The 25,502-nt window shown below is 53.1% G+C and carries 15 protein-coding genes; 10 read left to right on the top strand and 5 right to left on the bottom strand.

Annotated features, from left to right (window positions below; all coding sequences use genetic code 11):
- Positions 1-148: 148 nt before the first annotated feature.
- Positions 149-1,540: an MATE family efflux transporter gene (locus NYE29_RS01065; RefSeq protein WP_340893924.1), complete on the top strand. Its 1,392-nt coding sequence runs from the start codon at positions 149-151 to the stop codon at positions 1,538-1,540.
- Positions 1,541-1,661: 121 nt separating this feature from the next.
- Here NYE29_RS01065 and NYE29_RS01060 read toward each other — a convergent pair whose 3' ends face one another.
- Together NYE29_RS01060 and NYE29_RS01055 are read right to left on the bottom strand one after the other, a co-directional pair.
- Positions 1,662-3,215, bottom strand: a complete 1,554-nt coding sequence (locus NYE29_RS01060) for a diguanylate cyclase (RefSeq protein ID WP_340893923.1) — start codon at positions 3,213-3,215, stop codon at positions 1,662-1,664.
- A 215-nt stretch (positions 3,216-3,430) separates the two neighbouring features.
- Positions 3,431-5,416, bottom strand: a complete 1,986-nt coding sequence (locus NYE29_RS01055) for a beta-galactosidase trimerization domain-containing protein (protein ID WP_340893922.1) — start codon at positions 5,414-5,416, stop codon at positions 3,431-3,433.
- Positions 5,417-5,548: 132 nt separating this feature from the next.
- Between NYE29_RS01055 and NYE29_RS01050 the strand changes: the two genes are divergently transcribed.
- Positions 5,549-6,460, top strand: coding sequence for an AraC family transcriptional regulator (locus NYE29_RS01050; RefSeq protein ID WP_340893921.1), 912 nt, complete (start codon positions 5,549-5,551; stop codon positions 6,458-6,460).
- 12 nt (positions 6,461-6,472) lie between these two features.
- On the opposite strand, the gene NYE29_RS01045 is transcribed toward NYE29_RS01050, so the two are convergent.
- The gene (locus NYE29_RS01045; protein ID WP_076113595.1) at positions 6,473-7,339 is read right to left on the bottom strand and encodes a helix-turn-helix domain-containing protein; all 867 of its coding nucleotides are present in this window, start codon (positions 7,337-7,339) and stop codon (positions 6,473-6,475) included.
- A 131-nt stretch (positions 7,340-7,470) separates the two neighbouring features.
- Here NYE29_RS01045 and NYE29_RS01040 point away from each other — a divergent pair, with 131 nt between their 5' ends.
- The 5 genes from NYE29_RS01040 (at position 7,471) to NYE29_RS01020 (ending at position 15,971) form a co-directional block, all read left to right on the top strand.
- Entirely contained in the window at positions 7,471-8,202 is a 732-nt protein-coding gene (locus tag NYE29_RS01040; protein ID WP_340893918.1) for a GDSL-type esterase/lipase family protein, read from the top strand.
- A 225-nt stretch (positions 8,203-8,427) separates the two neighbouring features.
- Positions 8,428-9,108 (top strand): hypothetical protein, encoded by a 681-nt coding sequence (locus tag NYE29_RS01035; RefSeq protein WP_340893916.1) that lies wholly within the window; start codon positions 8,428-8,430, stop codon positions 9,106-9,108.
- The gene (locus tag NYE29_RS01030) at positions 9,101-13,279 is read left to right on the top strand and encodes a glycoside hydrolase family 2 TIM barrel-domain containing protein (RefSeq protein ID WP_340893915.1); all 4,179 of its coding nucleotides are present in this window, start codon (positions 9,101-9,103) and stop codon (positions 13,277-13,279) included. Before NYE29_RS01035 ends, NYE29_RS01030 begins: the two co-directional genes overlap by 8 nt.
- Positions 13,280-13,314: 35 nt before the next feature.
- A complete protein-coding gene (locus NYE29_RS01025; protein ID WP_076113591.1) occupies positions 13,315-15,783 on the top strand; it encodes a GH36-type glycosyl hydrolase domain-containing protein in 2,469 nt (822 codons plus the stop codon).
- A 38-nt stretch (positions 15,784-15,821) separates the two neighbouring features.
- Entirely contained in the window at positions 15,822-15,971 is a 150-nt protein-coding gene (locus tag NYE29_RS01020; protein ID WP_340893912.1) for a hypothetical protein, read from the top strand.
- 192 nt (positions 15,972-16,163) lie between these two features.
- On the opposite strand, the gene NYE29_RS01015 is transcribed toward NYE29_RS01020, so the two are convergent.
- Together NYE29_RS01015 and NYE29_RS01010 are read right to left on the bottom strand one after the other, a co-directional pair.
- Positions 16,164-17,024: an AraC family transcriptional regulator gene (locus NYE29_RS01015; RefSeq protein WP_340893910.1), complete on the bottom strand. Its 861-nt coding sequence runs from the start codon at positions 17,022-17,024 to the stop codon at positions 16,164-16,166.
- Between the two features lie 193 nt (positions 17,025-17,217).
- Positions 17,218-18,348, bottom strand: coding sequence for a glycoside hydrolase family 88 protein (locus NYE29_RS01010; protein WP_076113589.1), 1,131 nt, complete (start codon positions 18,346-18,348; stop codon positions 17,218-17,220).
- 261 nt (positions 18,349-18,609) lie between these two features.
- On the opposite strand from NYE29_RS01010, the gene NYE29_RS01005 reads away from it, so the two are divergent.
- The 3 genes from NYE29_RS01005 to NYE29_RS00995 all read left to right on the top strand — a co-directional run bounded on the left by NYE29_RS01005 (position 18,610) and on the right by NYE29_RS00995 (position 25,469).
- Positions 18,610-22,557: an endo-1,4-beta-xylanase gene (locus tag NYE29_RS01005; RefSeq protein WP_340893909.1), complete on the top strand. Its 3,948-nt coding sequence runs from the start codon at positions 18,610-18,612 to the stop codon at positions 22,555-22,557.
- A gap of 149 nt (positions 22,558-22,706) precedes the next feature.
- Positions 22,707-24,335 carry an S-layer homology domain-containing protein gene (locus NYE29_RS01000; RefSeq protein WP_340893908.1) on the top strand — a complete coding sequence of 543 codons (1,629 nt, stop codon included), beginning with the start codon at positions 22,707-22,709 and terminating at the stop codon, positions 24,333-24,335.
- A gap of 90 nt (positions 24,336-24,425) precedes the next feature.
- Entirely contained in the window at positions 24,426-25,469 is a 1,044-nt protein-coding gene (locus NYE29_RS00995) for a LacI family DNA-binding transcriptional regulator (protein ID WP_038588083.1), read from the top strand.
- Positions 25,470-25,502: the final 33 nt, after the last annotated feature.

Genomic DNA, 25,502 nt, shown 5'->3' with positions numbered 1-25,502 from the left:
ATTTTTGTGCGTGCTGGGGAAAACATTGAAGACTTAAGATGGCATTTATAGTAAACTGAATGTAAAGTGCCCATAATTCAATGGGGATATTTTGTAGAAAAGCTCTTCGAATGAAGAGTTTTTTCCATTATATAGAAAATGATGTGATATGTTTATGCAGCTTCGCGCTAGACTTTCGAAGAAAAAATTGCTGGAGAAATATCTTTCCGGCGAAGGTATGGATTATAGGCAAATTATAGCTTTATTTATTCCCATCCTGATTGACCAGGCCTTCATCATCGGGCTTAATCTGGTAAATACCGCAATGATCAGCTCGTCCGGGATGGCGGCGGTCAGTGCGGTGAATATGGTGGACTCGCTGAATATTTTTCTGATCAATGTATTTGTAGCGGTTGCAACCGGGGGGACGGTGGTAGTCGCACAGTATAAAGGCAGCGGAAATGACAAGATGGTGTCTCAGGCTACGGCCGGTTCGGTCACCTCGGTGTCGCTGATCGCCTTGGGAATCGGGCTTCTGATGATGGGCTTACATACTCCCATATTGAACCTTCTGTTCGGAACCGCCTCGCCCGACGTGCTGGACAATGCCCGGATCTATCTGATCGGCAGCAGTATCTCTTATCTGGGCATCGCGGTGGTGCAGGCGGTATGCGGAGCTCTGCGGGGAGTGGGCAGGACACGGGCTTCTCTGATGCTGTCGCTCATCATGAACCTGCTGTATGTTATCCTGAACGTAGTCTTCATTAATCTGCTGCACATGGGCGTGCTGGGGATGACGCTTGCGGTAAATATCGCACGGTACACGGGGATGATCTGTGCCTTGGTGTATCTGTTCAAGGTGGATACGGCCCTGCGTGTGCGTTTTCGCGACCTGTTCCATATTCCGCTGACCATGCTGCGGAAAATCATGTTCATCGGCGTGCCGTTCGCAGCGGAGCAGATGTTCTTCAACGGGGGCAAACTGCTGACCCAGGTGTTTATTGTCAGCCTTGGTACTTATGCCATTGCGACCAATGCGATCGCCGGCTCGCTGGCCATGGTGTTTCAAATTCCAGCCAGTGCGCTGTCGCTAACCATTGTAACGGTAGTCGGCCAATGTATCGGGCGGGGGAATGTCTCCGATGCCAGAAAGTTCATCAAGTCCTTCCTCTGGATCGGGTCCGCTTCATTGGCATTGATCGCCTTGATCCTGATGCCGCTGTTCCACCCGCTGGTGTCGATCTTTTCTCCGCCTCCCGAGATCATTGACGATCTGTTTGTGGTGCTGCTGGTGAATTCCATTGCCCAGGTTCCGCTGTGGGCCGTCAGCTTTATTTTGCCGTCTGCGCTGCGGGCAGCGGGAGATTCCCGCTTCACCTCAATCACCTCGATGCTGACAATGTGGCTGTTTCGGGTGGTATTTGGCTATATCCTCGGGATCGTGCTGGGCTATGGCGTCATGGGAGTCTGGCTGGCGATGAACTGCGAGTGGGCTGTTCGCGGGGGTGTTTTTCTATGGCGCTTCCGGGGCAAGAAGTGGTTTGCGCATAAGCTGATTTAGATGTACCTGTTAAGGCTGTCGAGAACGTCCCGACAGCCTTTTTAAAATCTGTAAAACTGTATTATTTCGGAAGCCTCGCCATAAAGGTATTTTCTGCGTTTTCAACGCTTTGACCTCGATTTTAACTCAATTGTTGTTCTTTGGGGTTTAGATCAATTATCGCATGATAATCCTTCACGCTGTTGCGGCCATTCGCTTTGGAATAGTAGAGCGCTTGATCCGCCTCCGCAATTAGCTGCTCCGGAAGAATGGCGGCATTGGGGACGTAAGTGGACACGCCTATGCTGATGGTGACGATATCACTAATCTTCGAGCCAACATGGGGAATCCGTTCATTCTCAACAGCAAAGCGAAGTTTTTCCGCCAGCCTCAACGCTCCCGCGGCGTTTGTATCCGGCAGGATAATGGCGAATTCTTCGCCGCCGTAACGGGCCAACGTATCTGATGGACGACCGGCGGTTCCTTTGGCAATGGCCGTTACTTTGCGCAAGCAATCATCTCCAGCCTGATGCCCATAAGAATCGTTGTAGGCTTTGAAATAATCGATGTCAAACATAATAAGAGACAATCCGTTCTGACTGCCGTTCCGTTTAGCCCTTTTCCATTCTCTTATCAGCGTTTCATCAAAATTGCGCCGGTTGGCTATTTCCGTAAGCCCATCCATTAAGGACAACTGCTGCAGCGTATTCTCCACCTTTTTTCTCTCTGTAATGTCTGTGGCCGTGCCAATGAATCCGCTTATTTCTCCGTCCAGCCAAAGCGGGGACACGATAAGCGATATGGTTAGGCGGGAGCCGTCTTTTCGAATATACGACCATTCGCGGCCCTCCGGGGGTTCTTCCATCGCGCAATAAAAGAACACGTCCAATTCCTTGAACGGCTTGCTCTTCATGATGGACAGTTCCTCGGCATAGGCAGCCACTTCCTCAGGGTCATGAAAAATAAGGGGCGTTTCCCGGCCGATTAAATCTTTTGGTTGATAGCCAAGCATTGTTTCCGCGGCCTTGTTAATATGTGTAATTCTCCCTTTAGGATCAAAAACAGTGATTACCGTGCCTACAGAGGACTGGAAAATGGCTTCTTGAAGCATATGCAGGGAGCGATATCTTCGCTCACTGTTCTCCAGCTCTTGCGCAAGCTGATTAGAGTAAGAAAAAAACGCAATCAGCTTAGCCGAAAACAGCCCTCCGGAACAAATGAGAGCTAAATAAGTAAGTGTATCCATGGTAGGGCCCATTAGTAGCGACATAAAGGAAATGAGCGTTGCGCTAAGCAGCAGGGAAAGGAGCCAGCGCCGCCAATATTGGTCAATATACTGCATAATTAAACCGCTGCCGATGCCCAATAATAGCATGTTGACACTTGCAGCGACAGCTGTAGGGGAAAGCGATCCAAAAAAAGTAAGTCTGCCAATGATAACAAACAGAGCAGTCAGTAGAGAAGCCGGCAAGCCACCATAGAAAGCGGAGCAGATCACAATAATATGCCGGAAGTCGATGAAGGTAGAGGGGTTAACCTTGAAACTAAACAGCAGCAGAAGAAGGGCGCACACTCCGTGCAGCACTCCAATCAGCACTTTGAACAGCAGGGGATGGGATACTTTGTTTAAGGAATGGCGGAACAGCAGGTTGATGAGAAAGAGAAACGCGGTCAATAACGCGAAGTTTGCAATCATATATCGAAACATTAGGTTAGGCACCACTTCCGTAAATGATAAAAACATAATGCCCATTATACTATGTCTATAGGGCTTAAGAAATATCAGTTCGGAATTTGAAAAAAAACACAAAACGGTGAAACCCTTGTATGATCAAAGGTTTCACCGTTTGGGTCCCGAAGGATAACACTGACTTGTTCCCGCTAACCCAGCCTCCCGGCCGGTAATTCTACTTACGCCAGTTCTAGCACTACCATCTGGTGATTCTCCAGATAAGGAACCGTGTAGCCGATTTCACCGCCATGGCCCACCGTAAACGGCAGCTCTGTCATCGACGGGGCCAGATAGACCCGCTGGACAGGAGCGGGAGACGGGAGGCGCAGGCTGACGGAAACGTCCCGCAGCGGCACGATATCTTCGATGACTTCTATACGTCCCTTCAGCACGGGGGCGGCATAGAGCAGATGGTTGACATAGCGCCGTTCCGCCGGCTGGTATTGCAGGGTCGTTATCCCACGGGCCGGCAACCGGGTGCGCAGAGCAGGCTCCGGCAGAAGCCGGGATAGCGCATGGAGTACCATCTCCTTCAGGATGAGATGCCCGCCATCCGCGTAATCGCTGAACACATCCCAGGCGATATAGATGCCGTTTTCACTTTCGACCATGCCCGGCCCATTATCTTCCTTGGCGCTGGGCGTATGCTGATGTGAACAAAAAGTGAAGACATCACGGTTGAAATACGGGTTCTCCAGACAGCCCAGCGGTTGTCCGCCGTTTAATTCCACAAGCTGGCCTTCGCCGTACATCACATAGGAGGCGGGCAGCAAGGCGCCGGGAGTGAAGTCCGGGCGGAAATAAGCCGGCTGGTACGGATTAGTTCCTTTCCAGTTCAGACCCAAATCCAGGACAAAAGCATCACCTGCTGCGTTCAGGCCCGAACGCCCGGTGGCGAGCACTTTGCCGCCTCCTGCTGTGAATTCCGCTATAGCGCTGGCTAGTTCCGGCCATACCGGCACTTCGTCCGGCAGAATCAGCACTTTGTAAGCGCCAAAATCGCTTAATGTATCCACGATGTCGAACAGATAATGGCCTTCGGTCAGCATGCGCACCACACCGGCATCGGCCAGATTGCGCCGTCCCTTCAGCTCCTGCCCGTCCGGACAGGCCTCACGCGCCGCTTCGAGGGATAGGACAGCAATGTCCGCGACAGACTCTGTCCCGGTGCACCATAGCTCCTTCGACTCCACCTCCGCATAGGCAGCGCCGATCAGGGCATAGGTCGCCTCATCCATTAGGCCCGTGGGATGAAGCTGATCACCGATCGAACATCTGGCGCCATGGGCAAGACTGAGCGCTGCCTCAAACCGCAGTGCGTTCGGATGCTTGTATCCGCCAAATTCGCCCCAGGAGGTATGGAATTTGCCGGTCATGCCGAGAAATTCCATACCCAGCGTCTGGGCGTAGCGTGCCGACAGCGGGAAGTGATCATAACCCCAGCCTCCGGTCGGGAGCGACTCCAGCTCCAGATGGCTGTTGACACGGGCGAGGTCACGGCGGCCCCGCCGCTGATGGCCGCTGTTGTGAAAGACCGGAAGACCGGGCTTCACGGCGTCTATGGTCTCCCGTACGCGGCGCGCATAGTTCAGGTAAGTCCGTTCGCCCAAGGCGGCGACGGCAGATTCGTCGCGCGGGTCTTGGCCGTCCGCGCGCAACGCAGCTACGCAGTACTGGCAGCGGCATTTGCGGATGCCCACGATATCGAGAAAGATGCCGTCCGCGTCATAACGGGAGACCACTTCATGGATTTGCGCCAGCAAGATGTCCAGAAAAGGCGTGTTGAAGCAAAACTCGTGATACCCCGGTGTCATGAAGTCCTTCACCCAGCGCGTCCGGTCCTCCGCGTCGCGGATCAGCCATTCGGGATGGCGCCGTGCCAGCTTTTCGTCGAGACCAGCTGATAAATAAACCGGTGTGAGGACCCCGATTTCATGGGCAGCCGCGATCATTTCGCCGAGCAGGTCGAAGCTGAGATGCGGATGCATTTCATTGGCTTCACTGGGATGATAGGCCCAGCCATGATGGCATTTGGAGAAAACGGTGATGGAATCGACACGCCCGGCCCGCAGCATGGACTGAAACTGGGATTTGGAGAACTCGCTTCCGATGCCGGCAATGGCTTCGGAAGTATGGAAGTCGAGGTGTACCTGACGAAAACGCATGGATAAACAGCCCCTTATATGGTTGGATGAAAAGCGGATTCCCAGTCAATGTACCTCTTTTCTGCCGGAGTAACCAGTGATAATATAGACTTTGAATAGCACAAAATCGACTTATGACAGGAGAGGAATACTGTGCTGTGTCTGGAATTCGCCATCCCGCCGCTGCCGCAATTTGTGACAGTAGGACATGCCGTCTGGTCGCCGGGTGACCGGCATTTCGCCCGCACCTTCGGTGTGTACGATCTGCTGCTGGTGAAGCGGGGAACGCTGTATATGACAGAACAAGATAAGGAATATGCCGTGGGTCCGGGAAAGCTGCTGGTGCTGGAGGCAGGGCTGCCGCATGCCGGGCATCGGCCCTGCGGGGAGGATACGGAAATTTATTGGGTGCATTTCATTCATGGATGTCCGACAGCGCATATCCGGCGGGAGGATATTCCCTGGTCATCGCTGCTCGCCAAAGGGACGGTAGAGGATGTTGAGCCTTCTGCGCAGCAGCGTTTGTATATGCCCAAATTTGCTGCAGTCGATGTAGAAGCACTGGAGCCGATTTTGCGTGGGATGAACGAGATCCACAACCGGTTAAACGCAGAGAACGCAGTCCGGCTCCATTTGCTGCTGGCAGAGCTGTTGGCCGCGCTGCAGGCGGAATGCGCCCGGACTTCCGCGCCGGAGCCTGCGGTCCGGCTGGCCCGGGCAGCCGCAGCCTATCTGGATAGTCATTGGAGACAGCCGTTTGATCTTGCCGGACTCGAGGAGGAGCTGCATTTCCAGGCGGATTATATTACGAGGTGCATGAAACAGCATATCGGCACAACACCGCTGCAGTATGTGCTGCGTCTGCGCCTGGAAGAAGCCAAAAAATTGCTGGGTGGTACAGTGCTCGGCATACCCGAAGTTGCCGAACGGGTGGGCATCCGCGATCCCAACTACATGACGCGGCTGTTTAGTGCGAGATTTGGCGTGACGCCCGGGGCGTACCGGCGGCGGCTGCGTCAGAGGGATGAGGGAATGGCCGCCGGCAGGGATGAGGATAAGGAGTGACTGCAGATGACGTTAGGAATCCCGCATTTTCTCGCGGTATTCACTTGGCGTGCAGTTGAATGCTTTGCGGAACTGGCGGGAGTAATAGTTCTGGTCATGGAATCCGCTGTCCATAGCCACCTGGGAAATGGTGAGGCCGGGGCTGCGCAGCAGCGTGCAGGAATAGTCCAGCCGCTTGCGGATGACGTAATCCATGGGGGTGGTCTGGTAGTTGCGGGTAAAGACTCTCAGAAACTGGCGGGTGGACAAATAGGCCATATCCGCCATGGATTGCAGGGAAATGGGCTGCAGAAAATGCTCCTCGATATAGGTCACGGTCTCGCCGATCCGCAGCGCCTTGTTGTCCTCGCTTCCGAGGCTGTTCTGATAATAGCGTGAAAGCTTGCCCACCAGAGCGGTAAAATAGGTGCGGATCATCAGCCGGTATCCTTCCGGCTGCCGGTCATGCTCTTCGAGGATCACATCAAGCAGCCGCGTCGCTTCCCGCAGCTGCCCGGCGTCAAGGGTGAGCATGCCCTTGAAATACATTTCCTTGCGGTAGAAAGGCTCAATATAGAACAGCGCCTGAAAGCCCGGCAGCAGCCTGAGCTCGGGCAGCTGCAGCAGTTGTTCGGGCTGGAACATGACGTTAACGTATTCGATGCCATCGACATTCTTATAACCATGGGAAACGTTGCTGTGGATCAGAAAAACCTGTCCGGCGGTAACCGGATACTCTCTCCCTTCGATAATATGCACGGCGCTTCCCGACAGAATGACGACCAGCTCGGAGAAATCATGGCTATGGACGTAGTAATCATGGGTCAGCGGGCATTTCTGGATCCTGAAGGTAAAGCCGGGCTCAAGTCCGATGTCCCGCGCAAAAAGTTTTGTTGTCATGGCCATATTATGCTAAAGAAGGTCGGGATCGTCAAGGCAAAAATGGGCAGGCAGCGTTACCATTAAGGTTGCGGGCCTATCGCCGGACTTCGGCTAAGCCAAGACCTGCGTTATTGTCAGGAGGGAGAACAATGTTGCATTTATTTGCCGGTCCTATCACAAATGATCCGGTGAAGCCGGTAATTCTGTTTCTCGGGGACAGCATTACGGCGGATGGCCGATATATTAGTTATGTAGAGGAATGGCTGCGGAAGCACCGCCCGGATCAGGCGGTGGAACTGGTAGCACGCGGTATCCCCAGTGAGACGGTATCAGGCCTGAGCGAAGCGAGGCATCCATTTCCAAGGCCCTGTATCCACGACCGGCTGGCGGAAGAACTCGCTGCTGCCGCTCCCGGTGTAGTTGTAGCCTGCTACGGCATGAATGACGGAATTTACCATCCCTACTCGGACGAACGGTTTGCGGCCTATCAGGCGGGAATGCGTCAGCTGAGCGCACAGATCCGTGAAGCCGGGGCTAAAGCGGTGCTCATGACCCCGCCGCCGTTCGACGCCGCTTCAATGAATGGCCAGCTCTTGCCTGAAGGGGCGCCTGATTTCAGTTATCTGGCGCCCTACAGGGATTATGACCGCGTGCTGGAGCGTTATGCGGACTGGCTGCTCTTCGGCGGTTGTCCCGCCGATGGCGTGATCGACCTGCGCACTCCGCTGCTGGAGCATATCCGGTATGAGCGGAGGCTTGATGCCAGTTATAGCTATGGTGACGGTATCCATCCGGACGCATCAGGTCACCGCGTGATAGCGCGGACGCTGCTGTCGGAGCTGTTCGGAGTTGTTTCCACACCTATTCATTTCAATTTATGATTTAACCGGGCCCGCAAAAGGGAGTGTTCCTTTTTGGCGGGCCTTTGCCATGCCGAGCTGGATTTCGAAGAACCTTCTTACGCCTATTTCCTCACCGCAGTTGCGGTTTCAGGCGGTCTTGAGATCTCATGTCGCTATCATGCTAAATAAGGTCCCGATCGTCAAGGCGAAGAAGAATTGTATGCGGTAACATGATAGGGAAAACAAGCGAAAGGGAGGTTCGGCATGAAGCGCTGTTTATACAGGGCCGAGGGGCTCAGGGGCAAGGAACCTGCTTCTTTTTTTCGAAGCCAAGAGGTCTCATCTTCGCTCGCCGAAGCGATGGAACATCTCAATGTGGTCAATCTGAGCCTGTTTGCCTGCAGCCACCAGCTGTTTCTTTATTATGAATGCCTGGAAGAGGCGGTTCCGCCGGAAAGTTTGCTGCCCGAAGCCTCAGAACGGCTGGCAGTTTGGCCGGGAGGGGAACAGGGTCGCCGCTGGGCCCCGCTGGTTGATATTTTTCATTATCAGCAGCCTGTTTCAGCGCAGCATTGGGAGCGCTCAAACGCTGCTGGCGAGCCCTACGGACGGCTTGCACTGCTGAAGCCGGAAGAAGCCGCCAGCTATGTTTATTACCACTATCAATATCAGGAAGAACGGCCGGGTGACGGAGATAAATACGGAATTATCGGGCTTCATGAGAATGTGCTGTTTTTTTATGCGGAGCAGCCGGCCACGCGGGAGCCTGCCCCTTATGAAGGAAGGCTGAAAACGGCACTTACTCCGGACAACTGGGCCGAAATTATGGAGCCGCATTTTATCAAATGGGAAGGGACCCCTGCCGGCCAGGATATTTGGCGGAAGCTCGATCTAGTGCTTGAGGTGCGCTCCTTCACCGGAAAGTTGGGAATAAGAGATGCGTAATTTGCTATGTCTAAACGGGGAATGGGATTTCATGCCCCTGTATGATCAGCCGCAATGCCGCAGGCTGCCGGAAAAAATAGTTTATGAAGCCCGCAAGATCCAGGTTCCTTCCAGCTGGAGGCGGACTTATCCGCTCCCGGAAGGCAAACGATTCGGCAAATTCCAGGAGTATGACTACGCCCCGTTCGAGCTGTACGGTTATCCGGAGGAATGGGATGCCGCGGAAGCGGGAGTGCTGCATCGAAGCTTTCGGGTTCCAGAGAGCATGGCCGGTCAACGGATCGTGCTGCGGCTGGACGGCATTATGCAGAAGGCCGTCATTTATTTGGACCGGCAGGAGATTGGTGTTTGGGAAGACGGCTACTTGCCGCTGAGACTCGACATTACTTCCCTGGTGGTGCAGGGGCGGGAGCATCATCTGCATGTCGTTTGCGGCGGATTCGACAGGGTGGTGCTTCCAAACGGCATGCAAAAAATAACCGGGCTTTTGGGTTCCTGGTACGGAAGGATTTGCCGTGGACTTTGGCAGGATGTATATCTGGAAGGTTATCCGGCACTGTCGCTGGAGAATGTAACTATTCGTACTTCCGTTCGGGAAGGGCGGATAGAGGTGAATGCTGTTGCCTCCGCAGCGGGAGATGCGGCCCGCAGCCCGCTGCGCGTAAAGCTGAGCATTCGGGAGAAAGGCGTGCTGCGGCAGTCTGAGGAGGGCCGGAAAGCGCTGGGGTTTTCAGATAGGGCTAGCGCAGGATCTGAAGGGGCAGGAGCGGAGCAAGCCGATACCGGCATGCGGCCAGACAGACCGGAATGTTACGGAGTTGATCTGGAATCTGCACCGGTCCTGTCTGCTGAATGCATGGCCCATCCAGTCGATGGCGCCGCTGTGGAGACGCTCAGGCTATGTGAAAACGAAGTGGCCGGGGCAGTGTACTGTGCCTCATTCAATATGGACTGGAGCGGTGCCAGACTGTGGAGCCCGGATGAGCCGTTTCTATACAGTGCGGTGCTGGAACTGTTGCATGGAGAGGAGATCATCGACCGGCGTGTGGAAGATTTCGGCTTCCGCGAAATCTGGTGCGAAGGCCCGCAGTTTATACTGAACGGCATTCCGGTCAATCTGCGCGGCGATTCCTGGCATTTTCAGGGCGGGGCGCAGCAGACGGAAGCGTACATCCGCAACTGGTACCGCATATGCCGCTCAGTGGGTGTCAACAGCATCCGGCTGCATGCCGAGCCGTATCCGGCCGATTATGTGCGGATTGCCGATGAAGAAGGCATGCTGATCGTCGATGAGACGGCGATTTATGGCTCGAGCAAATCCATGCTGGCAGACCATCCCGCTTTTGTGGAGAACTGCCGGCAGCATGTGCGGCGGCTTGTGCAGCGCGACAAAAACCATCCGTCTGTCATTCTCTGGAGTCTGCAGAACGAAATGCGCTGGGTGGACGGACGGGACGGCTTCAAACTGCATATGCCCGGCTTTATGGCTGCAATCCGCGAGCTTGATCCTACCCGTCCGATCATCGCCGAAGGAGACAACAGGCTGCTGCCCAAAGTGCATACGGAGGTGGAAAGCCGCCATTACAACATCGACGGCACGATCGGCCAGTGGGACAGGACAGTTCCGCTGACCTTCGGGGAACATGGCGGCTGGTGGTATATATGCCCGCAAAACAGCAGCATGTATGTTGGACTGCAGGCCTACCGCGGTACGGACGAAAGCACAGCGGGGCTGGCGCAGAAGGAGCGGCTGTTTGTGGAGTATGCAAGACGGCAGGGCGTGTCCGGTATTTCCACCTTCAATTTCGCCCATTATTTCATGCGGGCGATGCCGGAGCAGAACATTGTCCTGCCATCCTCCGAGCCGGGGATGTCCGGCGTGAAGCCAAAGTTTATTCCGGCCTATTCGCTTTCAATGAACAACGGCCTGCTGCCGGAGGATTATCCGCTGTACACGCCTAATCCAGCCTTTGGCATTATGGCTGAGGCCTTTAAGCCGGCTACGATTATCGCCGCCGAGTACAACCGCTGCTTCTATGACGATGCGCCGGTCAGCCGCAGCTTCGACGTATACAACGACACGTTCTCTACACAGGACGTCCGGGTGGAATTCGTTGTCTTGCAGGGGAAAAGCATCGTCCATGAGCAAAGCTTTGGATTCCGCCAAAGTCCCGCCGAGCATAAGGTCGTCGGGGTGGAGTGGGTGCCGTTCCGCGCCGCCGCCGGAGAGCAGGTGGTGTTGACGGCGGTGCTGTTTCACGGTGAGCGGCGGGTGCATGAGCTGCGCTTAGAATACAGGATCATGTCCGCAAGCCTGCTGAACCAACCCGTGAACGTACAGCGTCAGACCGTGTATTGGGGAGCGGATGAGGATTACGAACACATCCGCCGGCTTGTTCCGGGCTGCGAAAAGGTAGACCGTTCTGGACTGGTCGGGCTTGCAGCTGATCATTTGCTCGTTATCGGCAGCAAGGCCGAGGATCTGGATGGCGGACTGGAGGCGCTGCTGAAGGCGTTTGTCGCGCGGGGCGGCAAGCTGCTGCTGCTGGAGCAGACCCAGCTTTCGCTGGGCAGGCTGCCGCTCTCACGCCGGCCCTTCCTCCGCGCCCATGCGGGCAATTACCAGCATCCCGTGCTTGAGGGGCTTGGCGACGAGGATCTGATGTTCTGGCATGAGGAACTGCGCGAAGAGGGTCCGCTGCCGATTGTCCATGCCGCCTTCGAGAAGCCGGCCGCAGGTGATTTCACGCTGCTGCTGGAATGCAGTGCTGGCGATTTTGGCGACGGCGGTGATCTGTGGTCGCCGCTGCTGGAATACCGCAGCGGGGAGGGCCTGTTCCTGGCCAATCAGCTGGAGCTGATGGCGAACATTGGCCGCGTGCCGCAGGCCTGCCTGCTGCTGCGCAACCTGCTGGCCTACGCCGGGCGCGCCGGGGACAACGCCGGGGCTGAGGCCCGGCCGGTGGCCGCGCTGCTGCGCCCCGGCGGGAAAGCCGCAGCGTTCCTCGATAAGCTGCGGCTGCGGTATACGGCGCTGGATACGACAGCGCCGGCAGTGGCCAACGCGCCGGGTGAAGCGGCGCCCGGGGACGGGCAGGACTTCGGCCTGATCGTGGCCGAAGCCTGCATGCTTGAGGCGCCGGGGGCAGCCGAGGCGCTCCGGCGTCATGCCGAAGCCGGCGGACAGGTGCTTCTCCTGCCGGCGGAGGACAGTCAGCAGGCGGAGCTTGCCCGCCTGCTGGGCCGCCCCGTGCGTGTGGTGCCGCACGAGACGTATCACTTGGCGGCGGACTACGCCCGCGCCGCTGTGCGCGGCTTCAGCCCGGTCGACCTGTTCGGCTTCGACAAGGTGTTTCTGTCGCCGCGCGAGGTCATGAACCGCGCGCTGGCCCTCAACAGCCTGGAGCTGCCGGACGCTTGTGCTCTTTGTACCAGTGTCGAAGGCACGCCATGGAAGGACTATTTCGTGCATGGCTACACGGCAGAATACAGCCGTCTGGCACTGGTGGAGCTAAACCGCAGAAACACACGTCCTGCTGGAACATTCCTTGCCGAAGTGAAGACAGGGGCGGGTTCCGTATTCTGCTCGCAGCTGCTGACGGACCCCGGGAGTGACAAGGCGCTGCGCCTGTATACCCGCCTGCTCGCCAATCTGGGCGCGTCCTTTGATGACGGTTTACTGGATAGCGTGAAGGGTGACGGCGAGTGGGCCATGGAAGTGGCGATGGCGCTGCCTTGTCCGCCCCATGTCGATTACCGGGCGATGAAGGCTTACTACACCGATCCGGAGTTTTCTTTGAATAATCTGGGCGAAGGCCTTTATGGCTGGATGCAGAAGAAAGAGCGGCGTTCCGGCGACGGGTCACTGCGTATTGCGGATGCGGGGCTTGATCCTTGGTTTCTGAGCTTCTTTGTGCAGGTGCCCGGACAACTTCGCCGCGGACGCCTGCGCGTCAATACGGCTGTGCCTTATGAGATTTATTTGAACGGCGTGCTGGTGGCGGAGCCTGAGCAGGAGCTTACCCTGCGGGGCGGCCTCAACCGGCTGATCGCGATACTGCATGGAACAGGTGGTGACCTGACCTTCGGTTTGACCTTTCTGAACGCCGACGGTACCTATATGAAGGACCTGGAATACCGTCTGACCCTGGACGAGGTCGAACCGAAATAAACAAACTAATTTCATCTTAAAGGAGCTGAAGCTCAGTGAAAGCGGAACACTTCAAGCATGCTGAACCATCCGGGCAGCAGGAACATAAGGAGGCCGCGGGCGGCTTGCCGTCAAGCGGATTACGCACAAACCGCGCGGAGCCGAAGGATTACTATACCTTCAGCGACGAGGAGAAGGAAGTTGAATTTAAACGGCATGATATGCCTACGCCGTGGATGAACTACCTGTCGAACGGTACCTTCCACACAATGCTGTCGCATGCGGGGGGCGGTGTGGCCTTTTACAAGTCGCCCCAGATCTGGCGGATCACGCGCTACCGTTTCTTTCACCTGCCGATGGACCGTTCGGGTCCTTACATCTATGTGCAGGATGCAAAAACAGGCGGGTACTGGTGCCCGACCAGCGAGCCCGCCTTGGACAAACCTGAGGAGTGGAAAAGCGCCCACGGCATGGGTTATACCCGCTTTGAGGCGAAGCGGGCGGATATCGCCGCCAGGACGGTGTATTTTGTCGGGCCATACGAGAACTCGCTGATCTGGAATCTGACCTTGTCCAACCAGGGCAGTGCAGCGAAAGAACTGAAGGTTTACGCCTACGCCGAGTTCGGCATGATGGAATTTATGCGCGAGCTGCAGTGGCAATGCTACAACAAACATCAGGTTTCGGTGCAATATCATCCAGCGGAAACGCTGGTGTACCGGTACGGGGTCGAAAACCAGCCCAAACCGGAAGAGACGCCGCTGGTCTATCTGGCTTCGGATACGCCACTTTCTGGCTATGACGGCGACCGCGAGGAATTTATCGGCTGTTACCGCAGCGAATCCAACCCGGCGGCGATTGAGAACGGCGGCTGCACCGGATCAACGCTGATGGGCGGGGACCCCTGTGGTGCGCTGCAGTTCAATCTTACGCTGCAGCCGGGCGAGAGCCGCACCATCAATGTATTTCTCGGCACCGCAGCGGATGAGCAGGAAGTTGAACGGGCCGTAGCCCACTCCCGGGAAGCCGGATTTGTAGAATCCTCCTTCCTGGCGCTGAAAGAAAATTGGGCGAGCTATCTGGGAGCGTGGGAGAGCCGGCTGCCGGACAAGGACGCCGAGCGGATGATCAACATCTGGAATCCGTACCAGGCGCACCGTAACTTTCTGTTTTCACGCAACATTTCCTTTTACGCCACCGGCACGTTCCGCGGAGTGGGCTACCGGGACACCTCGCAGGATATTTTGGCGGTTGTGCCCTTCGACACAGAGCTTGCCTTTGACAAGCTGCGGCTTTTGCTTGGCCAACAATACAAGGACGGCCATGTTAACCATTATTTCTTTCCGAACGAAGGCTGGGAGCCGGTAACGAGTATCCATTCCGACGACCATTTGTGGACCGCACTTGCCGCATGGGATCTGCTTGCAGAAACCGGAGATGCCGCTTTTCTGGAAGCCAAACTGCCTTATTATGACGGCAGCGAAGGCACGGTATATGAGCATTTGAAGGCAGCGATTGATTTTACGGCGTCGAAGCTGGGGCCTAACGGCTTCCCGCTGATGCTACGCTCGGACTGGAACGACCAGTTGTTCCGTGTATGCCGCGAGGGGCGGGGCGAGAGTATCTGGACGGCGATGCAGCTTGGAACGGTGCTGCTGCGCATGATTGATCTTGCGGCCGCCGCCGGCCATCCGGAGCATACCGCTCAGTATGAAGCCATGTATGAGGCGCAGCGTAAACGGGTCAACAGCATCGGCTGGGACGGGCAATGGTTCCGGCGGGCCATTATGGACGACGGCCGGTTCCTCGGCAGCGACGAACACGACGAAGCCAAAATCTGGCTCAATGCCCAGACCTGGGCCACATTGTCCGGCATGGCGGACGAGGATAAGGGGCTGCGGGCGATGGACAGCGTCCGCGACATGCTGGACACGGAGCTCGGCATCAAAAAAATTCATCCTTCCATCACCAGCTTTCCCGATCCTGCCGACCCTTTGACCAATTACAACAAAGGGACGGGGGAGAACGGAGCAGTATTCTGCCACGCCAACACTTGGGCTATTATAGCTGAATGTATGCTGGGCCGGGGAGATTTGGCCTACAAATATTACCGCCAGCTGCTGCCGAATGTGGCCATGGACAAGGCGGGCTTATGGCGGTACAAAGCAGAGCCCTACGTCTATGCCTCCAACCTGTTCGGGCCGGAGTCTGACAAGTTCGGCCTCGCCAACGTGTCCTGGCTAACCGGAACGGCTGCATGGATGTATGTCGCCGCCACCCAGTATATTCTGGGGGTGAAGCCGGTGATGAACGGCTTGTCCATCGACCCCTGCATTCCCGCAGATTGGGAAGGTTTTACGGTGAAGCGGCGCTTCAGAGGCTGTGTCTATGACATCACCGTTACGAACGTAAGCAAGGTCTGCAAAGGCGTCAAACAAATCACCGTTGACGGAGAACGGGTGGAGGGCAACGTCCTGCCGCCGTACCCTGGACGCTCGTCCGTCAAGGTTGAAGTTATTCTGTAGCAGCCGCTGGTCTTCTCTAGCAGCAGGGGGATGCCGCTGTGGTTGATCTTTTCGGTTCCAATCTGGGCATTGTATTAGCGCTGAGGTCTGAGGAGCTGTTATTTGTGGAAAAGAGGCATGGCGTGCAGCGTCGCGGACTGGAAAGACGTTATTTCGCCGGAGAGCAGCAAACAGCGTGTGAAAAGTGATTATAACGTCACTGGTGCCCGCAAGCACCGGAAATGTGCCGAATATCTGCAAATAACGGCTCTGGTGTCCGAATCAGCTAGAGCAGGCGAAAATCGCCCCTTTTTGAAATGGTTGCTTATTACTTCCATTTTACCAAGGGGCGATTTTTTGTGATTATTATGAGATTGTGTGATCCAGCCCATGGCAGGGATTCAGCGGATGCTTTTTCTATATTGGTCCGGTGAAATTCCCTTGATCTTTTTAAACATCTGGCTGAAATATGACGGGGAAAGATCACCGACCTCCACAGCAATCTCCTGAATGGATTTACCGGTATTGGCTAAGAGTATGCAAGCCTCTCTTACACGCCGCTGAATCAAGTATTCGGACAGTGTGATGCCGGCATATTGCTTGAACAAATGTGAAATGTGGTAAGGCGACAGATGCAAACTGGCAGCCAGCGTTTCGAGGCTGAAGGGCTGCTTGTAATGTTCGTCCAGCCAGTCGGTAATCCGTTCGATATGTGAGCCTCCACGCGACTGGATAGGATTGTCTTCGGTTTGGACACCGGACACTTGTTTTTGAAGCAAACGCATCAGCTGAAGCATCAGGAATCCGGTATCTTCTTCTTTGTTTGCGGCAGAATCATTTACGGAATGATGTAATTCCTCCAGCAAATCCAGAATCGGAGTATTATTCATGGCGTAGAAAACCGGCCTCTGCAGAGTACCCTTCCACATGTTCCGGAAAAACTTCTCCAGGAAAGGAAAAGCGGTAAGATAATGCTCCAGAAAACTGGGGTCAAAGGTCAGATTGGTCCGAATATAAGAACGGTTGGGGGCCGGAGGAACCATCACTTTGTGCAACTGATAGGGCTGGAACCAAACCAGCGTATGATCCTGAATGGGGTAGGTCTGATTCTCCACCATGATTTCTCCATGACCGTTATATATGTACAATATTTCAATTCCCCTGTGCGCGTGAAACCAATGGGATTCATCATCTTCATATTTATACTTGTACATCAATAGACCGGGTTCAAGCCCTTTGGGCGTACGATCGTTCCTGTTCATGAAACGCTCCCTTGCAACCATTTTTACTTACAGTATAAATAGCAGGCGATGAAAAATAAAATAGTTTAATAAAAGCGTCAGCAATCCATATAGCACATCAAACCGGCAGAGCTCCGATGGGGGGGCCTGCCGGTTTGCGATTACATATACGGTTGTAAGGTTGATTCATCTTATACCGTTGCCCAAATTCACATTAACGTTCGTACCAATATCCCGGTATTCCTTGCTCCAGCCGCATCAGCGCTTCCAGGAAAAAATAGTCGCCCCAGATCATGAAATCATCGGGAGACGAATTTCCCCTGACGGAATAGGAACCATGCCTCAGAAAACCCTCCTCAGTCTGACTGCCGGCAGTGAAATAGCGGTTCACCAGAGAATCTATAGATTTGTGGACTGCTTCGTCAAGGAATGCCCGATCCGGATCATCTTCCGGCAAGTGTTCAAGCAGCTCAAGGATACCGCATACAAAGATAGCAGAAGCCGAGCTGTCGCGGGGTGTGTCCTGCTCTTGCGGAGCATCGAAATCCCAGTACGCAACATGATCCTCCGGGAGCTGCTCCAGAAAATAACGGGCAAGCCGTTTAGAGGTATCCAGGAAATAAGGTTCTTTGAGATGGCGGTAAGCTAAGGCAAAGCCATACACACCCCATGCCTGTCCCCGCGTCCAAGTGGAACCGTCTTGATAACCCTGTTCAGTTCCTCCGCGGATAGAATTTCCCGTTACCTGATCAAAATAAAAAGTATGGTAGGAAGAGTCATCTCCCCTCACCAGGAACCGGCGGCTTTTCTCAGCCTGAATGCTGGCGCAGTCGGCATAGCTGCGGTCCCCGGTCTGTTCAGTAGCCCAATAGAGCAGGGGGAGATTCATCAGGCAGTCAATGATAATCCGGCCCCCGTTGGCACTATCACCTTCCGGCCCCCAGGCTTGAAACAACTGCGGGGCAGACCGCCAGCGTTTCATCAGAATATCGGCAGCCTGCAGCGCCAGCAGACGGGAATCTTCATCCTTATCGACAATCCAGCGGGCCTTCGCGGACAACGAATATAAAAAGCCGATGTCATGATGATCGAGTCCCTGTTCAGCCTCCAAGCGTTTTTTGAGTGAGTCCACACTTTTGATGGCTGCAGCATGAATCTCCGGGTCCTTGCTGTATTCGTAGCTCAGCCATAATATCCCGGACCAGAATCCTTCCGTCCAGCTGGTATGGTCAGTTAAATGATATTTGCCGTCCCCAAGGCTTACGATGGGAAATTGGTCTCCGAAGCGCTTGATGTTAAGACGGGTGGTGGCCAACGTTTGTTCAATCGCCGATTTCCAGTTCATAATAACCTCCATAGTATCGCTCAATTGTTCTTATGATTATTATAAGCCAATCAATTTGTTGATTTGTTGTGCAAGTTCTTAGGTAAGTTGCGGATTAAGCGCAATTCAAATGTTATATAAAAAGTACGGTACAATCTTTAATTTAGAGTAAGACGCACTTTTTGCATTATGCTACGATTTGGGGTGAGAAAGGGGGGCGGCTTTCCATAGTTGTAAGCGCTTAACTTGTCTAACCCAAATTCATACAGAGGAGTGCAACGCATGAGTAAAATGATTAAACAGGTCTTCTCGTTAGTACTGGCAGCGAGTCTGCTTATTCCGTTAGGCTGTCTTGCTCCGGTTGCGCAAGCTGCAACACCGAAACTGGAAGTCACGAAAACGGTTTATCACGAAACCTTTGCGGCCGGTGCAGGCAAAGCTGTTCAATCGGGTGGTGCCAGCCTGACGGCTGTCACCGGCAAGTCTTTTGCAGGCAATGCAGACGGAGCGGCATTATACGTAAGCAACAGAGTAAACAACTGGGACGCGGCTGATTTCAAATTCAGTGCCCTCGGCCTGGAAAACGGAAAAACCTACACGGTGACTTCAATTGTTTATGTGGATGTAAATGTGGATCTGCCCAGCGGCGCCAATGCTGCACTTCAAACTGTGAACAGCTATGGAAATTATGCGGAAGTGAGTTTTGAAGCGGGCAAAGCCGTCACCCTGACTAAGGAATTTACCGTCGATACAAGCAAAGATCAGGCCTTGCGCATGAACTCCAACAAAGCAGGAGCCGAGGTTTCTTTCTATATCGGAGACCTCCTTATCACCGAGAAAATCGCTTCGGACGGTGGAGAAGAGCCGCCCAGAGAACCGGCTTTACCGTTCACTGCCATCACCTTTGAGGATCAGACTACCGGCGGTTTTGGAGGCAGAGCCGGGACTGAGAAGCTGACTCTTACAGATACAGAGAATCATACCGAGGGTGGTTCCTATGCCTTGAAAGTAGAGGCCAGAACAGCTACGTGGCATGGGCCGTCCTTGCGTGTGGAGAAGTATGTGGACCAGGGCAGCGAATATAACATTTCGGCATGGGTCAAGCTGATTGAACCCGCAAGCTCGCAGCTGCAGCTGTCCACGCAGACCGGGAATGGAAGCAGTGCAAATTATGTAGCTCTTTCCCCAAAAACAATCAGTGCCAGCGACGGTTGGGTTAAATTTGAGGGAAGCTACCGTTATAACAGTGTGGGCGGCGAATATTTAACCATCTATGTCGAGAGCGCAAATAACGCAGCAGCATCTTTCTATATCGACGACATCCATTTTGAGAAAACAAGCACAGGTCCAATCGCCATACAAAAGGACCTGATTCCTGTAAAGACTGCCTATCAAAATGATTTTTTGATCGGCAACGCGATAACAGCCGAGGATCTGGAAGGCGTGCGGCTGGAGCTGCTTAAAATGCATCACAATGTCGCTACCGCAGGAAACGCGATGAAACCGGATGCGCTGCAGCCGGCGAAGGGCAATTTTACCTTCGACGCTGCGGATTCCATGGTTGCTAAGGTACGGGCTGAAGGGATGTTGATGCATGGGCATGTGCTGGTATGGCATCAGCAATCCCCCGTGTGGATGAATACGACAAAGGATGCGGAAGGTAATAGCCTTCCCTTGGGGCGGGACGAAGCGCTCGCAAATCTGCAGACTCATATTAAAACGGTCGTGGAACATTTCGGTGACAAGGTGATCTCTTGGGATGTCGTGAACGAAGCGATGAGCGATAATCCGGGTAATCCGGCAGATTGGGAAACCTCGCTGCGTGAATCCCCTTGGAAGAGTTCCATTGGCGCAGATTATGTGGAGCAGGCCTTCCTGGCGGCAAGAGAAGTGCTGGACCAACATCCAGATTGGAATATCAAGCTTTACTACAACGATTACAACGAAGATAACCAGAATAAAGCGGCAGCCATTTATAATATGGTCAAAGCCATCAATGATAGGTATGCGCTTACACATCCGGGAAAACGCCTCATCGACGGCATCGGCATGCAGGGGCACTACAGTATCAACACCAATCCCGAAAACGTAAAGCTGTCGCTGGAGAAGTTTATTTCCTTAGGCGTAGAAGTAAGCATCACCGAGCTTGATATTCAGGCTGGAAGCAACAATCAGCTTTCCGAGAAGCTTGCGAATGCCCAGGGCTATTTATACGCGCAATTGATGGAGCTCTTCAAAACTCACGCCGCAAATATAGAGCGCGTTACCTTCTGGGGCTTGGACGACCATACGAGCTGGAGAGCTTCTGCTAATCCGTTATTATTCGATAAGAACCTGCAGGCCAAGCCGGCTTACTACGGGGTTATCAACCCCGGTAAATTTATGGAGGAGCATAAACCTGATTCTACCGGCGCAAACCAATCCACCGCGGTTTATGCTTCACCTGTAGTTGACGGGACGGTTGATGCTGTCTGGAGCAAGGCGGCGGAGTTGCCGGTGAATCGGTACCAGATGGCGTGGCAGGGCGCGACCGGAGTGGCCAAAACCCTCTGGGATGATCAAAATCTGTATGTTTTGATTCAGGTCAGCGACGCGCAGCTGGACAAGAGCAGTAAGAACGTATGGGAACAGGATTCCGTCGAAATCTTCCTGGATGAAAACAATGGGAAAACGACGTTCTATCAAGACGATGACGGACAGTTCAGAGTCAATTTTGACAACGCGACTTCCTTCAATCCGGCTGGGATCGCTGGCGGATTCGAATCATCAACCAAGGTTGCCGGAACCAACTACACAGTAGAAGTGAAGATTCCGTTTAAAAAAATCTCAGCAAGCAACGACAAAAAGATCGGTTTCGACGTACAGATCAATGACGCCAAAGACGGGGCCCGGCAAAGTGTTGCCGCATGGAATGATACAACCGGCAATGGATATCAGGACACCTCCGTTTACGGTGTGCTTGCGCTTACGGGTAAACCTGGCCAATCGAACGAGGGCGGCAACAGCAACAATAACAACAGTAACAGTAGCAACGGATCAACTCCGCAGACCGGAACCGTTGAGAGCAAAGACGGTGTGGTGGCGATCAAACCGGAAGTAAAGACCGAAGGCGCAGTGGCGAAGGCGGCGATTTCGGGCGACCACCTGAAAAAAGCGCTTGAGCAAGCCGCTCCGGCAGCAAATGGACGGAAACAGATCATAGTCGAAGTGCCGAAGCAAGCAAACGTATCCTCGTATGAAGTGCAGCTTCCGACTCAAAGCTTGAAGAGCCAGGAAAACTATGTGCTTTTGATAAAAACAGACTTAGCGGCCATCGAGGTTCCGAGCAATATGCTGTCCAGTGCTGCAGTAAATACTGACACCGTGTCCATCCGTGTAAATCAGGCCTCAATGGACAATTTGAATACGGCAGCCCGTGATAGGATTGGCAATCGTCCGGTAATGGAGCTGAACGTCATAGCTGGCGGCCAGGCAGTGACATGGAACAACCCGAATGCGCCTGTAAAGGTAACCGTTCCTTACAAGCCGGCAGTGGAAGAGCTGGGCCACACGGATTCGCTCGTCGTTTGGTACCGTGCAGCCAATGGCAGCATGATAGCTATCCCGAACGGCCGCTATGACGCCGCAAGCGGAGCACTTGTGTTCCAAACGACTTATTTTGGCACCTACGCGGCAGCGTATAACCCTATGAGCTTTGAGGATATGGAGAACCTGTCTTGGGCAAAGCAGGCTGTTGCTGCCATGGCTGCCCGGGATATCGTCAAAGGAACCTCAAAGACCAGCTTCTCCCCGGAGACAGCCATGAATAGAGCGGACTTCACCGCGCTTCTTGTGCGAGCCCTTGAATTGAAGGGTACAGATCAGGATAGTGCTGCCTTCAGCGATGTCCAGAAAGACGCTGATTATAGAAATGAACTTGCCATTGCGAAGCAACTAGGCATCGTCACTGGCTATGAAGGCAACATGTTCAAGCCAAACAGTGAGCTTTCCCGCCAGGATATGATGGTGATCGCTTACCGTGCACTGGCGGCAGCCGGCAAAAAGGCCATTGGCAGCGCAACTTTGGAAACCTATTCGGATGCAGACCGGATTGCTGATTATGCCAGAGAAAGCCTGGCGGCTCTGGTGAAATTCGGAATTGTGAGCGGCAAAGACGGCAAGCTTGCACCGGACGATACGCTCACCCGCGCTGAAGCGGCAGTTATTGTGTACCGCATTTGGAATTTGTAACTTGTATTTACATCTCTCAACCTAAACAGCTAGTGTCTGGAAATTTCCGGCGACTGGCTGTTTTTTGCTGTGATTTACCAGTATTTCATCAATGAATAAAGATTCTATCTTTGATACAATTCTAAAATTGATGTCATAGGAGGAATCTCGTGAAGGCCATATTAGGTAGATTCATAATAGCGGCAGCCGCTGTCATTTGCTCAACAAGCATGTTTTGTCAGCATATATTGGCCGATGGGCGGCTGCCTTTTGATGATATAAACACAAGCTATGCCCAAAAAGAGATCATAGATTTATATAATAAAAAGCTTATTACAGGAACCTCGTTGACGAGTTTTTCACCAGCCAAGTTTATGACCAGAGCAGAGTTTATTACTGTGCTGGAACGTTTGCTAAAGCTTGACCCAGTGGCTAGTCCAGTAACGGATTTTACAGATGTAGTAAAGAGTGAATGGTATTACGGTCCGATTCAGGCGGCTGTTCAGCTGAACCTGGCAAGTGGAACCTCGGAGACTACTTTTGCACCTAAAAGAGCTGTTACAAGACAAGAGGCAGCTGTTTGGATGGCTGGTGCATTGCAACAAACGAACGGCAAATCCGCTAATCTGACAGCATATAAGGATAGTAATTGTATTGCTGCTTGGGCTAGGGATTCTGTTGCTGCCGTTAGTAAGCTAGGGTTAATGAACGGCGATGAAAAAGGATATTTTCGTCCAACGGATGCAATTACCAGGCAGGAAGCAACTGTACTTATTTATCGGGTGCTGCAAAATAAAAGCTGGGCCACAGAGCTTGAGAGTGAGCCGCATAAACATATTGTAATCGGCTGGCAGTATGGACAAACAACCGCAGACTATAAGAGTACTATTCTGAAATCGAATGTGAACATCTTATCTCCACGGTGGTACTTTGTAGGGAGAAGTGGGATGGTAACGGATTCAACGGAAATTTCGCTTGTTTCGTGGGCAAAGACGAAGGACAAAGAAATTTGGGCGATGGTCGGTAACCGGTCCGATCAAGAAGCTACTCATCTAATGTTATCTAGCATAACAGCAAGAAATACTGCAATAACCCAATTAGCAGCGATGGTAAGTAAATATGACATTGATGGGCTAAATATAGATTTTGAGAATGTAAAGGCAGCGGATCGGAAATATTTTACAGATTTTATTGCTTTATTAGCAGAGAGATTGCATGGCGTTAATGCTACGTTGTCTATAGATGTGTCGCCTGATCTTGGTACGGATTGGACAGAGGCATTCGACTACGCTGCGCTTGGGGAACAAGTGGATTATGTAGTAATGATGGGCTACGATGAGCATTACGGTGGAAGTGTCAATCCAGGCTCCAATGCTTCGCTTCCCTATATCATAAACGCAGTCGAAACCTTGCTAAAGGTCGTATCAAATGACAAGGTTATATTGGCACTGCCATTCTATAACCGGGACTGGATGTTGAAGCAAAATGGAACAGTTTCATCCTCCGAATTCATTACGTTCACTGAGCAAAATCAGAGAATCAGCACCTATTCAATGAGACCGCTATGGAATGAATCATTAGCTCAATACGTTGCCGGCTATACGGACAATGCCATGCAACACTTGATTTGGATTGAGGACGGGCGCTCGTTAATTGCCAAATATCATTTTGCTGTTACTAAAAATTTAGCGGGAGTGGCCTACTGGTACATAGGCGGGGAAAGTCCGGATATTTGGACAAGCATGAGTAATGCGGAGAAATATTACGGTTATTCCTTCTTAACCAATAAAACCCCTTGATTCATCAAGTTTCGTATGGTATATTTTAGGTGTCATTCAACAATCTAAACGTTTAACAAAACGTTTGCGGCATAGAATAGGAGAATTACAATGAGCAAAACCAGCATTAAGCATATCGCCGCTAAAGCCAATGTTTCGATTGCTACAGTCTCCTATGTGCTTAATGGTACCCGCAATGTCCGTCCAGAAACGCGTCAGCGAGTCGTTGAAGCCATTGAGGAGCTGAATTACAAACCCAACGATATTGCCAAGAGCCTCAAGCTCAACCGTACGAATACGATCGGTGTTATCGCAGAGGATGTGACGGTGTTTAATGCACCCGAGATTATTGATGGTATTAATGATTTTGGCGATCGGCATGATCTGCATATTTTGCTGGTCAATCTTCGTCTAAATAAACGTATCGGCCGTAATTTTGCTGATATAGAAGCATACCGGAAGTACGCCTCCAATGCCGTGTCCGAGCTGCTCAGCAAGCAGGTGGACGGGATTATCTATATCGGTGTACATACCCGTGACCTAACCGGACTAATTGATGCAGACGACAAACCTATTGTATATACCTATGGTTATACACGGGACGACATTTCCATACATTATAACGATGAACAGGCTTCTTATGAGGCCATGTCCCATCTGGTCGCGAAGGGTCATAGCAGAATCGCGGTCATTAGCGGGCTGATGGATTCCATTCCGTCCAGACAGCGGCTGAACGGTTATTATCGGGCGATTACCGACTTTGAACTGCCCTTTGATCCTTTATTGATCAAGATGGGGGACTGGGAGCGGGAATCCGGATATCGCCTGACCGGCGAGCTGTTATCTCTGCCGGAGCCGCCGACGGCTATCCTCTCCATGAATGATGTTATGGTGGTAGGGGTATTGCAGGCAGCCGACGAAAGAGGCGTTAAGGTTCCGGAGGACTTGTCGGTGATTGGCTTCGATAACCGGGAATTCAGCGATTATCTGCGCCCGCGGATTACGACGATGGAACTTCCGCTGCACGAGATGGGATATCAGGCCATAGAGAGCTTGTACAATGTGATCAATGGGAACGAGTCGGCGCCCCTGATTATGCCGGAATGCCGGTTAATCGAGCGTGACTCTGTAGCTGCTGTAAACGATGTGAGATAAAGCCGATGTCTCACATCATATTTTTTCATTTAT

Source organism: Paenibacillus sp. FSL M7-1046, assembly GCF_038007405.1.
GTDB lineage: Bacteria > Bacillota > Bacilli > Paenibacillales > Paenibacillaceae > Paenibacillus_AQ.
This window is presented reverse-complemented; position numbering and strand designations above follow the sequence as displayed.

Bases quoted from the DNA above. Each gene is read 5' to 3' on its own strand.
- NYE29_RS01065 (WP_340893924.1), top strand. From the start codon at position 149: ATGTTTATGCAGCTTCGCGCTAGACTTTCGAAGAAAAAATTGCTGGAG.
- NYE29_RS01060 (WP_340893923.1), bottom strand. From the start codon at position 3,215: ATGATTGCAAACTTCGCGTTATTGACCGCGTTTCTCTTTCTCATCAAC.
- NYE29_RS01055 (WP_340893922.1), bottom strand. From the start codon at position 5,416: ATGCGTTTTCGTCAGGTACACCTCGACTTCCATACTTCCGAAGCCATT.
- NYE29_RS01045 (WP_076113595.1), bottom strand. From the start codon at position 7,339: ATGACAACAAAACTTTTTGCGCGGGACATCGGACTTGAGCCCGGCTTT.
- NYE29_RS01040 (WP_340893918.1), top strand. From the start codon at position 7,471: ATGTTGCATTTATTTGCCGGTCCTATCACAAATGATCCGGTGAAGCCG.
- NYE29_RS01035 (WP_340893916.1), top strand. From the start codon at position 8,428: ATGAAGCGCTGTTTATACAGGGCCGAGGGGCTCAGGGGCAAGGAACCT.
- NYE29_RS01030 (WP_340893915.1), top strand. From the start codon at position 9,101: ATGCGTAATTTGCTATGTCTAAACGGGGAATGGGATTTCATGCCCCTG.
- NYE29_RS01015 (WP_340893910.1), bottom strand. From the start codon at position 17,024: ATGAACAGGAACGATCGTACGCCCAAAGGGCTTGAACCCGGTCTATTG.
- NYE29_RS01010 (WP_076113589.1), bottom strand. From the start codon at position 18,348: ATGAACTGGAAATCGGCGATTGAACAAACGTTGGCCACCACCCGTCTT.
- NYE29_RS01005 (WP_340893909.1), top strand. From the start codon at position 18,610: ATGAGTAAAATGATTAAACAGGTCTTCTCGTTAGTACTGGCAGCGAGT.
- NYE29_RS00995 (WP_038588083.1), top strand. From the start codon at position 24,426: ATGAGCAAAACCAGCATTAAGCATATCGCCGCTAAAGCCAATGTTTCG.